Annotated in this window: 11 protein-coding genes; 6 read left to right on the top strand and 5 right to left on the bottom strand. The window is 40.3% G+C overall.

What is annotated here, in order from left to right:
* Window positions 1-327: 327 nt before the first annotated feature.
* The 3 genes from IQ259_RS04390 to IQ259_RS04400 are packed head-to-tail and all read right to left on the bottom strand — an operon-like array spanning window position 328 to window position 5,745.
* Window positions 328-3,024: a PAS domain-containing protein gene (locus tag IQ259_RS04390; RefSeq protein ID WP_193881381.1), complete on the bottom strand. Its 2,697-nt coding sequence runs from the start codon at window positions 3,022-3,024 to the stop codon at window positions 328-330.
* A 2-nt stretch (window positions 3,025-3,026) separates the two neighbouring features.
* A complete protein-coding gene (locus IQ259_RS04395; protein WP_193881384.1) occupies window positions 3,027-3,482 on the bottom strand; it encodes a response regulator in 456 nt (151 codons plus the stop codon).
* Between the two features lie 4 nt (window positions 3,483-3,486).
* Window positions 3,487-5,745, bottom strand: a complete 2,259-nt coding sequence (locus IQ259_RS04400) for an ATP-binding protein (protein ID WP_193881386.1) — start codon at window positions 5,743-5,745, stop codon at window positions 3,487-3,489.
* A 383-nt stretch (window positions 5,746-6,128) separates the two neighbouring features.
* Here IQ259_RS04400 and IQ259_RS04405 point away from each other — a divergent pair, with 383 nt between their 5' ends.
* Window positions 6,129-6,536 (top strand): response regulator, encoded by a 408-nt coding sequence (locus IQ259_RS04405; protein WP_193881389.1) that lies wholly within the window; start codon window positions 6,129-6,131, stop codon window positions 6,534-6,536.
* 246 nt (window positions 6,537-6,782) lie between these two features.
* On the opposite strand, the gene IQ259_RS04410 is transcribed toward IQ259_RS04405, so the two are convergent.
* Window positions 6,783-7,673 carry a cation diffusion facilitator family transporter gene (locus IQ259_RS04410; protein ID WP_193881392.1) on the bottom strand — a complete coding sequence of 297 codons (891 nt, stop codon included), beginning with the start codon at window positions 7,671-7,673 and terminating at the stop codon, window positions 6,783-6,785.
* A gap of 331 nt (window positions 7,674-8,004) precedes the next feature.
* On the opposite strand from IQ259_RS04410, the gene IQ259_RS04415 reads away from it, so the two are divergent.
* Both IQ259_RS04415 and IQ259_RS04420 read left to right on the top strand, forming a co-directional pair.
* Entirely contained in the window at window positions 8,005-8,358 is a 354-nt protein-coding gene (locus IQ259_RS04415; protein ID WP_193881396.1) for a hypothetical protein, read from the top strand.
* Window positions 8,359-8,407: 49 nt separating this feature from the next.
* Window positions 8,408-8,827: a hypothetical protein gene (locus IQ259_RS04420; protein ID WP_193881399.1), complete on the top strand. Its 420-nt coding sequence runs from the start codon at window positions 8,408-8,410 to the stop codon at window positions 8,825-8,827.
* A gap of 22 nt (window positions 8,828-8,849) precedes the next feature.
* Here IQ259_RS04420 and pdxH read toward each other — a convergent pair whose 3' ends face one another.
* A complete protein-coding gene (pdxH, locus tag IQ259_RS04425; RefSeq protein WP_193881402.1) occupies window positions 8,850-9,494 on the bottom strand; it encodes a pyridoxamine 5'-phosphate oxidase in 645 nt (214 codons plus the stop codon).
* Window positions 9,495-9,575: 81 nt separating this feature from the next.
* Here pdxH and IQ259_RS04430 point away from each other — a divergent pair, with 81 nt between their 5' ends.
* From IQ259_RS04430 to IQ259_RS04440, 3 genes are all read left to right on the top strand, one after another.
* A complete protein-coding gene (locus IQ259_RS04430; RefSeq protein ID WP_193881405.1) occupies window positions 9,576-10,670 on the top strand; it encodes an AI-2E family transporter in 1,095 nt (364 codons plus the stop codon).
* A 211-nt stretch (window positions 10,671-10,881) separates the two neighbouring features.
* On the top strand, window positions 10,882-11,709 hold the full coding sequence (locus IQ259_RS04435; protein ID WP_193881408.1) for a segregation/condensation protein A: 828 nt from the start codon (window positions 10,882-10,884) through the stop codon (window positions 11,707-11,709).
* Window positions 11,710-12,069: 360 nt separating this feature from the next.
* Complete coding sequence (locus IQ259_RS04440; protein WP_193881411.1) at window positions 12,070-13,239, top strand: sugar phosphate nucleotidyltransferase; 1,170 nt, start codon at window positions 12,070-12,072, stop codon at window positions 13,237-13,239.
* Window positions 13,240-13,274 lie beyond the last annotated feature (35 nt).

Here is a 13,274-nt window from a genome sequence, read left to right on the forward strand (position 1 = left end):
GTTTATTATCTTAATCAATAGGTGCTTTTACCATCCCACTTTAGATATATAAATTTACTTTTAAGTTGTTTTTACTTAGAAATGGGATGATCCCTATGATTAAAACTTTGAGAGAGGTTTATTTTCAGTCACTTCAAATTTATTACAAAGCTATTTCTGTATTCAAAAGTTAATTACAAATGATTACTGTATCTTTGGTAACAAAATCTCAATTTTAAACTTTGCTTAATCTTTGGGAAAGCTATAGATAATCTTTTACTCCGATAAAAAAATCGATTACCTATAACTAATTCTGGCATCTGAAATTTATTTGTATTCAGATGATATTTACTGCAAAGGTAACTTGATGCTAAAAGTAGAACCTCTTCCTTCTCCAAGACTAGCAGCTTGAATTGTGCCACCATGTAGTTCTACTAAATGACGAGCGATCGCTAAACCCAATCCTAAACCGCCTTGTTTGTGAATCCGATCATCTTGACGATAGCGTTCAAACACATAAGGCAAAAATTCTGGACTAATACCAATACCTGTGTCACTGACTGTGATACAGGCATCATGGTTATGACAAAATAATTTAACGTCCACTCGTCCGCCGGATGGGGTGAATTTAATCGCGTTGGAAAGTAAATTTCCTAAAACTTGCAGCAAGCGATCGCTATCACCAGTTATCGGTGGTGTTGACTGATCAATCACAGATTCGAGATGAATCTTTTTAGCATTGGCGGCTGGATAAGCAGTCTGGATAGCTTCACCCACAATTGCTACTAAATTGACTTGTTTCAACTCTAGGCGTAACTTGCCTTGCAGAATCCGAGATATATTGAGCAAGTCTTCTAAGAGTTTTGCCTGGGATTGCGCGTTCCGTTCGATAGTTTCTAGCGCACAGTTAACACTCTCTTTGTCAAACTCCCTAGTTCGCAGCAGATGGGCCCAACCCAAAATTGCATTCAGAGGCGATCGCAGATCATGTGATACCATTGCCACAAATTCATCTTTGGTGCGGTTGGCGGCTTCAGCTTCGGCGCGGGCGGTTTGTTCTAGTTGTAACAGGCGCTGACGTTCCGCTTCTAATTGTTTGCGATCGTCGATATCTGTACTTGTACCAAACCACTTAACTACCGTTCCTTGTTCATCTTTGATGGGTACACCTCTAGCTAAATACCAGCGATAACTACCATCACGTTTTCTATACCGTAATTCCTGCTCGTAAGGTTCTCCTGTTGGCAAAGATTTCATCCATTGCTGGATAAATAATTGCATGTCATCTGCATGTAAAATATTTGTCCAACCTAAGCCCTGCGCTTCTTCAATTGTTTGTCCAGTAAATTCATACCAGCGTTGATTAACATGTTCACATTCCCATTCAGCATTACAAATCCAGACAAGTTGTGGTATTGAATCAGATAAATAGCGGTAACGGGCTTCACTTTCACGCAACGCTGCTTCTGCAAGTTTGCGTTGGGTAAGGTCAAGCACAAAACAGGCGCTGTAGCCTTGCTTATTGGTGTCATTAATGCCAGCAATTGCCAAAAGAATGGGTACACGCGTGCCATCTTTACGAAAATACTCTTTTTCAAAGGGAGTACAAACTCCCGAAGTTTGCAATTCTTGAACCTTCTGTTGATCCAGGGATTGATATTCTGGTGGAGTTAAAGCATCCCAACTAAGATTTCCTGCTACTAATTCTGCGCGGGTGTAACCCAACATTTGCAAAAAAGCATCATTAGCTTCATGGATGCGGCCGCTAAAATCACCGAAATAAATACCAATAACATTCGATTCGACGATTCTGCGAAACTTGGCTTCACTTTCACGCAGTGCAGCTTCTTGATGTTTGCGATCGCTAATATCGGTTGTGCTACCCACCGCCCTAATTATCCGCCCATTTTGATCTCGTGTCATCACTCCTTGATCCAGTACATACCGATACTGGTTATTTTTATGCCGGACTCTATACTCCACAGCATAGTAGTTATCATCGGCAGACATCATCTGGTAATAATTTTGCAAGAAGTCTCTATCTTCGGGATGTATTTTTTCCATCCACCATTGTTGAGTGGGTTCCGCCTCTTGTTGAGAGTAACCGAGAATCCGAGTTAGTCCTTCTGTTCGCTCAACTATATTTTTTGTGATATCCCAATCGTATATGAGACAGTTAACTGCTGCTGCTGCCAATTGAAAACGCTCGTTGCTTAAGCGTAGCTGTTCCTCAGTTTGCTTGCGTACAGTAACATCATGGGTTGTACCTACAATCTGGCGTGGCGAACCATCATCATTTCTGCTAAACACAGTATCTCGACTATGAAACCAACGCCATTGACCATCAGCATGTCGCATCCGGTACTCAAATTCCAAAATTTCGCTATCTTGAACCGATGCAAATTTTTGTAGATGAATAGAAAAAAGTGGACAATCATCTGGGTGCATGAACTTAGTCAAGAATTCCCTCCCCATATCTTGAATTTGTTGGAGAGTGTAACCAAGCAATTTATTAACTTGACCATTCAGATAGACATTGTGCTTTTCCGCTACATCGTATACATATAAAATCCCTGGTGTTGTTTCGGCTATGCGTTCAATGAATTGCTGAGTTTCCCGCAAGCGTGCTTCACTTTGTTGCAGTTCTTGACGCAACTTTAGTTGAGCAACTGCTGAGTGGATAGTAGAACGCAAACGTTCTGCTGTCGTCTGTCCTTTTACTAAATAATCATGAACACCACTTTTCATGGACTGAACAGCAATAGTTTCGTTACCATACCCTGTCAACATAACTACGGCTGGCATTGCTTTTTTTGTCAGTTTTGGCAATTCTGCCAGAAATTCTAGTCCATCCATATCTGGCAGGAGAAAATCTAATAAAATACAATCTGGACAAAATTGCTGATATAGTGCTAATCCTTCCTCTCCCGATTCTGATTCGAGAATGGTGTAGCTATATTCCTGGTCTTGCAGCAGATAACGACGATAAACCTGGCGGTCTTCCGGCGAATCGTCGATGATTAAAACGGTTAGCGGTTGCACCATGACTACTTGCTTACAGCATCAGGGAGAATTACAATATCTAACCAATAGGTGATAAAACTTTGGATTGTTTGTATCAAGCGGTTGATATCGATTGGCTTCAAAATATAGCTGTTAACACAATATCGATAACATATTTCTATATCTTTTGGATTAGCAGAAGTAGTTAATACAATCACAGGAATAGTTTTTAAATTTTTATCCTGTTTAATTTGCTTGATGACTTCTCGCCCATCAGTTCCTGGTAAATTGAGGTCTACCAAAATAATTGCTGGACGGGGAGCAGTTTGATCATCTTTATAAGATCCGGTATGGTAGAGAAAATCTAGAGCTTCATCGCCATCTTGACAACGAAAGATCGGATTGATAACTCCTTGACGCTGCATGATTCGATAGAAAGCTTCAAAATCTTCGTCACTATCTTCAATCACTAGTAAAGGTTGAGTGGGATTCCCAATCATTGGTTTAATCCACTCCTTGGAGTGTGAAATAGAAGGTAGTTCCTTCGCCGTATTTTGATTCCACCCAAATTTTACCGCCATGTCGTTCTACAATTTTTTTGGTAATAGTTAATCCTGCTCCAGTACCACCGCCATATTTACTTGGCCCGTGCAATCGTTTAAAGATGCGGAAAATTGAGTCAAAGTGTTTGTCAAGAATACCAATACCATTGTCCTGCACGTAAAATATGACTGGTTGATTTGGATGCTCTAGATAGCCAATTTCAATCCATTTCTGGTCTTTTTCGTTATATTTGATGGCATTAGCAATTAAATTATTGAATACTTCGCCTACTTGGATGCGATCGCAATATACTGTGGGTAACAGTCTAGGAATCCGAATTTCTACACCCATATCTTCAATTCGCGCACTCAATAAATCTAAACTTCGCTCCACAACAAGATTAATGTCAGTTTGTTGCATGGATAAATCCACTCTCCCCAAGCGGGAAAAATGCAATAGCGAATCGATTAAATCTTCCATCCGTTGAGTGAGGCGAATCAAGGTTTTTAACTTTGCTTTTCCTTCTTCATTTAAAGTTTCACCATAGTCTTCAATCAGAAAATTAGAGTAATTGTGAATACCCCGCAGTGGTTCTTTTAAATCATGAGAAGCAATGTAAGCAAAAGCATCTAACTCGTTATTGCTGCGTTCTAATTCAATATTTAACTGTGCCAATTCATCTACCTTCCGCAACACCACATCAACAATCGCACTTCTCAATTCTCGTGCTGCATTCACTTCACAAGTCTTCCAAGGAAGGGACTTTAACTGCACCCTTTCTTTCCATAACTCAAAAGACTTACGCGGTGATAACCGCAAACTTCCATTGGTTGTTATTTCAACTGGTTTATGGGGATTACCTCCCCAATTTACCGTATATATTACTTCTGGACGAAACCACAAAACATAGTTTTTCTGTGTTTTAGAAAAACGCAGCATGATCAAACCACTAGCCACATCTCGAAATTCTTCGGCCTCAGCATAAACTTGCGACAGTGAATCGGTATAAAAAATTTCTTCATGCAAATTTTGATTTATCCATTCCACTAAATTTTGCAGATATCGTTTTTTTGGCGTGTTACCAAGGGTAAAGAATTCTCCTGCAAAGCATACCGCTGCTCCTTGAGCATTGACAAGATTTAGAAGATTTGGCTGGTAGTTAATTAAACCATCAACAAAATTCTTTTCTAAAGACATGTACTGCACTAATTTAGATAAAATAGATTTCAATTGAATTTTATATTCTGTATCTTCACTATCCTCTTTATTCCCAAGTTCTATGGATGTCATTTGACCTAAAAATTCACAGGCATTACGAATTTCGTAGGGAACGTATTTAGGCGATTGATGATGACAGGAAATCAATCCCCAGAGTTTCTGATTTTTCATCAGAGTAATAGACATCGATGCTGTCACGCCCATATTGTGCATATACTCAATATGTAAAGATGAAACACTACGCAAAGTCGAGCCACTTAAATCTAATGGCTGCTGCGTCACAGGGTTATTTGCAGGTACAATTACTGCTGGTTGGTAATTACTATTTGGTACTAACCGCAGCCAATTTTGGATGTAGAGTTTTCTAGCTTGTTGCGGAATATCAGAAGCAGGGTAGTGTAACCCTAAGTAAGAAGTGAGAGATTCTGGTTTTTCTTCAGCAATGACTGCACCATGCCAATTTTCATCAAATCGATAGACCATGACTCGATCAAATCCAGTAATTTTTTTCACTTCTTTGGCCAGCATTTGACTAAGTTCTATCACAGTGTTTGCTGTCTGTAGCTTTGACATAGACTGCTTCACTACATGATAAAACTTGAAGTAGCTACTAGTTTTTGGCAATAAATTCGGTTCTAGTTCTAAAACAAAAACTCCATTGGCTCGATGAATAATACCATCAAAATCTAAATTATTAAGACCAACTTTTATAGTTAATTCCAGGGGATTGATGAATTGTAATTCTTCTTGATTAAAAGAATTTTTTAATAGATCAACTTGTTCGTCATCAAAAATTTTAGTTAAGGGTTGATTGAGTAATTGTGTATGAGGAATACCCAATATGTCTAAGGTATTACAACTAATTTGCACAATAGTCAGTTCTGGCTCCTGTAATGCCAAAATTATGCCATGTGGCTGAATTGAGCCAGGTATGTGAATTGGCTCTTTATCACAGTTAGTTAGGTCAACTTGAAAGGCAATGTTATTATCTTTAGTATTCACGTCTAGGTTAAAACCATTACAAGTGTTACTAATATAGCTTTAGACTCTGGTGCAGGTGTCAACTTGAAGTATGGAGATACATCTTGAGAAATACGACTTTAGTTAGAGAATCATCAATCTTGGTTAGTGTCCCATTAAACATATTATTGATTAGAGTATTATTTATTTTGTCCTCACATAAATATTCACAAAAAGTAATTGAGGTGGAAATTCAAAATTCCAGCAATTAAAAAACTGAAAATAGCAAAAAGACTGGAATAAATGAGGTTATTTTACATAAAATCTGCTGCGATCGCAGTAAAATTGCCAATAGTATGGTAGCCGAAGAAAAACCACAAATCTACTAGAAAAAAACAGAATTTTTCCAAGTTAATGGAGATTTTATGCAGCCTCCTCTACCTCTTGCTGGCTTAAACGTCCTGGTAGTTGATGATGATGATGATAGTCGCTTTTACGTTACCACTGTCTTAGAAACAGATGGAGCCACTGTTGTAGCAGTAGCATCAGCCGATGCTGCACTAGAAGCACTAGTCAAGCTACAGCCGAAAGTTTTGGTGTGTGATATTGCTATGCCTGGTAAAGATGGCTATACTCTGATTCGCAAAGTGCGATCGCTTGAACCAGACCAAGGGGGAAAAATCCCCGCAGCCGCTTTAACCGCCTATGCAGATAGTGAAGATCGTGTCCGCGCCTTAGAAGCCGGCTTTCAGGCTCATGTAGCTAAACCAGTTGACCCCAGTCAACTAGTGGCGATCGTTGCCAATTTAGTTGCAACCTGTCAGAGTTATTAGCCAATGGGAAAAGGAAAGACGCAGTTAGCATTGACTTAAGTAGTCGGACACAATAAAATTCATGGGTGAAGATAGGTAATAGGTTAAAGGTTACAGGTTACAGTCAAAAATTTGTGTAATTAATTCTGTCTGATTACTTATAGCAGTAGCCAAGGCAGTTAGGACATCGGCCAATGATAAAACTCATGCACTAAAAGACTTTTAACCCTGTCACCTGTCACCTGTTCCCTGTCACCTGCTATACCACTAATTAAAACTAATCTGCTCAGATTTATATTCTGGCGGCTCGACGTGAATCATAATCCTCACGGGATGAAAGCATTCTTCTAGCCGCCTTTCAACATTTTCAGTGATGCGGTGAGCAGTTTCTACATCTGGCGCATCCACTATTAAGTGCATTTCAATGAAAACTTGCCTACCCAAAAGACCTCTAGAAGCAATATCATGACAATTCATCACACCAGGTACAGAAGTGGCGATCGCATGTATGGCTTCTGGTGCGATCGCTATTTGATCTACCAGCCAAGGTAAATTAGCCTTTAAAACTGACCAGCCACTCCAAAATACCAACAAAGCCACCGGGAAAGCTAACACGATATCTAGCCATTGATAACCAAGCCAAACTCCAATTAAGCCGCCAATCACTGAAATAGTTACCCAAACATCGCTCATGGTATGGGTAGCATCAGCAATTAAAATTGAGCTACCTACTTGTTGACCTATTCTGCGTTCGTAAAACGCCACAAAAATATTTACACCCAACACAATTAGTAGTAACCACAACTCAGGTGGCGAGATACGTACAGGCTCACCACCTTTAATTATTCGCTCCACCGCTCCTTGAAGAATTTCAAAGCAAGCTATACCTAAAAAAGCAGCGATTCCTAAAGCTCCTACAGCTTCAAATTTTTGGTGTCCATAAGGATGTTCACGATCAGGATATGGCGAAGAAAACTGACTCGCAAATAATCCTAAAACATTATTGGCGCTGTCTGTCACACTATGCAAAGCATCAGCTAACAAGCTTAAAGAACCAGTCCAATAACCCACAATAGCCTTTAATCCCATAACGAATAAATTGAGTAATAGGGTAATAATTAAAACTTTTCTGACAGCTGCCCGGTTATCGTATGTCATAGATTTTTTCTAACAGCAAGTTCTATGACTTCTAAGTGTAAAACTTAAAACGTCCATCAGATACAGAGAATTTTTACTTAGTTAGAATAATTCCCTATATGCACTCAAGGTTTTTATTGAAACTATTGCGATTATTTCTGATTAATCTGAGCCACAACCTTGTCATTTATCAGATATCTATTAATAACTAATCACAGATTTTTATCATTAATTAATAGGCAAATGTCATTAATTTTTTTAGTAATTTCATCCCAACACGCCAAAATTCGCTCAGTGTAATGTATCCTCATCCGGTAATATAGGTAAATATCAAAAAGGTTTAATCAAGCTCATGTCTTCAACTCCCTTGACATTGAACTTAGTAGAAGGTTCTGTCTCCTTCAGTTTTTCACCCCAAGCAGCCCAAGAATTAAAGGCCGCTATAAATCAATTAATGGCGTGTCTGAAAGCTGTCGCGGCGAAACCTGCTGCTGGCGTTGGTAAATCCACTCCTCAGCCTCCCCTGGAATATCGTTACACTGGCGAGGTATTTTTAGAAATTTTCTGTAATCCTAATATCTGGCCTACCCCCTTTGCAGCCAAAGTCTTACTGACAGTGCGTGATGTTAGTATCCGCTTAACTACTGAAGCTGAACTAACTCGGCTGATTGAAGATATTAACCAGTATTTAGAACAAGTGGGATAAGCTGGTTGCGACTACTTATTAAAGTTAAATGGCATGAGCCGTAAATTTCATGAGTAAAGCAATTATTTGGGTGCATGGAGATTGTCTCAGTCCATCCAACCCCGCACTCCAAAAATACCCTGATGTCCCTGCTATTTGGGTTTGGGACGATGCTTTAATTGAAGAATGGCAATTAAGTCTCAAACGCATTGCTTTTATTTATGAATGCTTGCTAGAGTTGCCAGTGGAAATTCGCCGTGGCAATGTTGCCCAAGAAATTTTAGCCTTTGCTAAAGAGCATAATGCCAATTTAGTGGTGACAGTCACAAGCCCCAGTCCCAGGTTTGATGATATCTGCGATGAAATAGAGCGTTCTTTAGAATTGGAAGTGTTGGAAGTGGAACCATTTTTTGAGTATGACGGCTATATCGATTTGAAGCGGTTCTCACGTTATTGGAAGGTAGCACAGAAGTATGTTTTTGAGCAATGAATTAGCCCTCCTTTTGTGGCCTCTAGGGTGATAATCGCTCAATTTTCCAGCTGCCATCATCTAAAAGAGTATAAAGCAGGCGATCGTGTAATCTACTAGGGCGACCTTGCCAAAACTCAATTTCTGAAGGTATGACTCTTAAGCCTCCCCAATTCGAAGGACGAGGAATCTCCTGATTTTCATACTTACTCTGAAACTCCCGCATTCGCTGTTCTAAAACTTCTCGGCTTTCGATGACTTCACTTTGATGAGAAACCCAAGCTCCGAGGCGACTGTTGGGAGGACGACTATTGAAATAGCCATCAGACTCTGCTTCCGAAACTTTCTCTACATGGCCGCAAATTCGGACTTGGCGTTCTAATTCCGCCCACCAAAAAACCAAAGCTGCTTGGGGATTTTCTGCGAGTTCTTGTCCCTTGTGACTGTTGTAATTGGTAAAAAAGACAAAGCCTCGTTCATCAAAGTCTTTTAGTAGCACCATTCTAGCCGCAGGTTTCCCATCTGGCGTTGTAGTTGCCAAAGTCATAGCGTTGGGTTCTGGTAATTGAGATGCTAATACCTGCTCAAACCATTTTTTAAATTGTATAAATGGATTAGAGTTAACCTCGGTTTCAGTTAAGTCTTGTAATGTGTAATCCTTGCGGAGGTCAGCTATGGTAGTGTCCATCGTCATAAATTTCCTCGATAACAGATACACTTATACAGGGCTTTGTTAAAAATATCTACAATATCTAGATAATTAAATCCAATGCGCCGTTCAGCCTCTCTGCAAACTCTGTTATTCTACGGTCTGAGCGGCCCAATGATCGCTCTCAATGTTTGGTTGCTGTCGGTACTTTTCAACTATTTTAAGCACCCAATTACCATTTTGAGTGTTGCGGCGATTCTAGCATTTTTACTTAATTACCCAGTTAAGTTCTTTGAACGCGCTCGTGTCACGCGTACACAGGCAGTAATCATAGTTTTGCTAGTGACATTAACTCTCGTGGTGATTTTAGGCGTGACTTTAGTACCCATAGTAATTGACCAAACCATTCAACTGTTAAATAAGATTCCTGATTGGTTAACCACTAGTCAAGCAAATCTAGAACAGCTTGAGGCATTTGCACAACGGCGGCGTTTGCCTTTAGATTTACGAGTATTGAGTGAGCAAATCAATGCCAGCATTCAAAATATATTGCAGCAGTTGGCTTCTAGTGCAGTAGGAGTGGCTGGAACTTTATTATCAGGATTATTAAATCTGATGTTAGTCGTGGTCTTAGCATTTTATATGCTTTTATATGGCGATCGTGTCTGGTACGGTTTGATTAATCTTTTGCCTTCTCATATTGGAGTGCCTTTAACGGTCTCTTTACAGCTTAATTTTCAAAGATTTTTCTTAAGTCAATTATTACTAGGCTTATTTATGGTGGTGGCTCTCACCCCGATTTTTATTGGCATGAAAGTACCTTTTGCTTTATTATTTGCCATACTTATTGGTTTATCCGAACTCATTCCCTTTATCGGAGCGACTATCGGCATTGGTTTGGTAACAGTTTTAGTAATGCTACAAAATGGTTGGTTAGGGGTGCAAGTTGCCACAACAGCGATTTTTATGCAACAAATTAAAGATAATTTGTTAGCCCCCAAGTTACTGGGCAATTTTATTGGACTAAATCCAATCTGGATTTTTATATCTATTTTGATGGGATTTGAAATTGCCGGATTGTTGGGTACACTTGTGGCTGTTCCCATCGCTGGTACGATTAAAGGCACTTTTGATGCCATTAAGAGTAACAAAGGTAGTAATTTCGTATCAACTGTCACAATTCCCCACAATCCACCAGAAAAGGATAGAAATTAGGAGGGCAGGAAGCAGAGGGGCAGGGTGCAGGGAGAAGAGAACAAATGACTAACGACCATTGACTCTTGACATTAAGTTATCTTACTGAAACACCAGTATAAAAAGCGAATGATATATTAATTTGTCGATAAATAATTAAATTAACTAGACCATTTTGCTGGCATTTATTTCACCTACCTCAAATCACAACTTCCATAATTCGGAAATCAGAATGGATGCTTCCGAGCTATTAGAGACGATAACACTCCTGATTGACCAAGCTGAACAGGGGGAAATAGACCCTTGGGATGTCAAAGTAATTGAGGTGATTGACCGTTATTTAGAATTCATGGCACCAGAGACAACAGTCAAAGGCTATGAATCTGACTTATCTCAATCTGGACAGGCTTTTTTATCTGCATCAATGCTCGTGTTATTCAAAGCGAACACCTTGATGCAATGGTCAACATCTGAAAATGTACCAGAAATTCTGGGGGATGATGCTATATCTGATCTGGAAAACGGCCTTTTACATCAGCGTCGTCTGCCATTAGAGTTACACTTACGCCGCCGTTCATCTGCCATGCCGCCGCCTAAGCGTCGCGTTACCCTGCAAGAGCTAATTGAGCAATTGCAGCTGATGGCAAACCAGCTAAAACTGGTTCAGAAAATTGATAAACCTATTCGTCCCAAGCGTCAGCCCAGTGTCCGCACTATGCGGCAGGCGCTAGAATTGGCTCACCAGGAAAATCTTACAGAGGTAGCTGGGGAACTGGAGCAGGTATTACATTTTGCCGCTCAAGAACTACTTCAAGAACAAAATTATGTCAGCCTTGAACAGCTTGTACAATTGTGGTCTCAAACGAAGCAACTGCACCAAAACGGTTCTAGCCACGAGTCCGAACACAGCCCCCTAGTTGGCGTTTTTTGGGCTTTACTGCTGTTGTCGGCTCAATCTAAAGTAGAGCTATTGCAAGAGGAATTTTACCAAGAGATTAAAATTCGACTGATTACAGATGCAGCTAACATCCCAAAGCCATTAGAACAGCCAATAAACTAAACTAATGGTTCATGCTAAAAATATAAGTAATTTACACAAGATACCGAAGCTATCTATGTAATTAAAAAATAAGCGATGCCTCCGTCCATGCTCTCCCTATGCTTGTCGTCTATCTCTATCTATGGTTGCAACAACCAGCAAATTCCTGTTATCCCTGTTTCTAGGAGTTACTTAGAGCAGAAATCAAAATTGATGATTAAGTATCACTCATTGAAAATGAATAGTGTTGAGTTGGAAGTGCTGAAGATTAAGTACTTTTTAACTTACTCAGCACGGGCTAAACGCCCCGCTGCTGCTAACAGCACTCAGCACTCAGTACTGAGTAGAGTAAACTGGCTTGTGGTTGAGGAATAAAATCTTATGAAAGCGATGATTCTCGCGGCGGGTAAGGGTACTCGCGTTCGTCCCATTACCTACACGACTCCCAAACCGATGATTCCCATCCTGCAAAAGCCAGTAATGGAATTTCTGGTGGAACTTCTACGCCAACACGGATTTGATCAGATTATGGTCAACGTTAGCCATTTGGCTGAGGAAATTGAAAACTATTTCCGTGATGGTCAGCGGTTTGATGTCCAGATTGCTTATTCTTTTGAAGGTAAAATTGATGATGAAGGTAAACTAATTGGAGAAGCTATAGGATCAGCCGGCGGGATGCGGCGCATCCAAGACTTCTCGCCATTTTTTGATGATACTTTTGTAGTATTATGCGGTGATGCTTTAATTGACTTAGATTTGACGGCAGCTGTGAAGTGGCATAAATCCAGAGGGTCAATTGCTACCATCATTGCCAAATCCGTTCCCCTAGAAGAAGTTTCTAGTTACGGTGTGGTTGTCACCGATGACGATGGGCGCATCAAAGCTTTCCAAGAAAAACCCTCAGTGGAAGAAGCCCTCAGCACCAACATCAACACAGGTATTTACATTTTTGAGCCAGAGGTATTTAAATACATACCCTCTGGAGTTGAATATGACATTGGTAGCCAGCTTTTCCCCAAATTAGTGGAAGTTGGTGCGCCGTTCTATGCCATTCCGATGGATTTTGAATGGGTAGATATCGGTAAAGTCCCAGACTACTGGCGGGCGATTCGCGGTGTGTTGCTGGGTGAAATCAAAAACGTGCAAATTCCTGGTCACGAAGTCGCCCCTGGGATCTACACTGGCTTAAATGTTGCCGTGAATTGGGACAAGGTGGATATCACAGGCCCAGTTTACATTGGTGGTATGACCAGAATTGAAGATGGGGCAAAAATCGTCGGGCCGGCGATGATTGGCCCGAATTGCTGGATATGTAGTGGCGCAACAGTAGATAACAGCGTCATTTTTGAATGGTCGCGCTTGGGGCCAGGAGTCCGCCTAGTTGATAAGCTCGTGTTTGGTCGTTACTGTGTGGATAAGACGGGATCATCAATTGATGTCCAAGCAGCTGCTTTAGACTGGCTGATTACTGATGCTCGTCAAGCACCGCCAGTCAATACTCCTCTAGAACGGCAAGCGATTGAAGAGTTGCTAGGGACAAACGCTAGTTAGGAAAATGAAAGTCAAAAGGTAAAAGGAAAAAGTAA

The organism is Fortiea sp. LEGE XX443 (assembly GCF_015206815.1).
Classification (GTDB): Bacteria; Cyanobacteriota; Cyanobacteriia; order Cyanobacteriales; family Nostocaceae; genus Nostoc_B.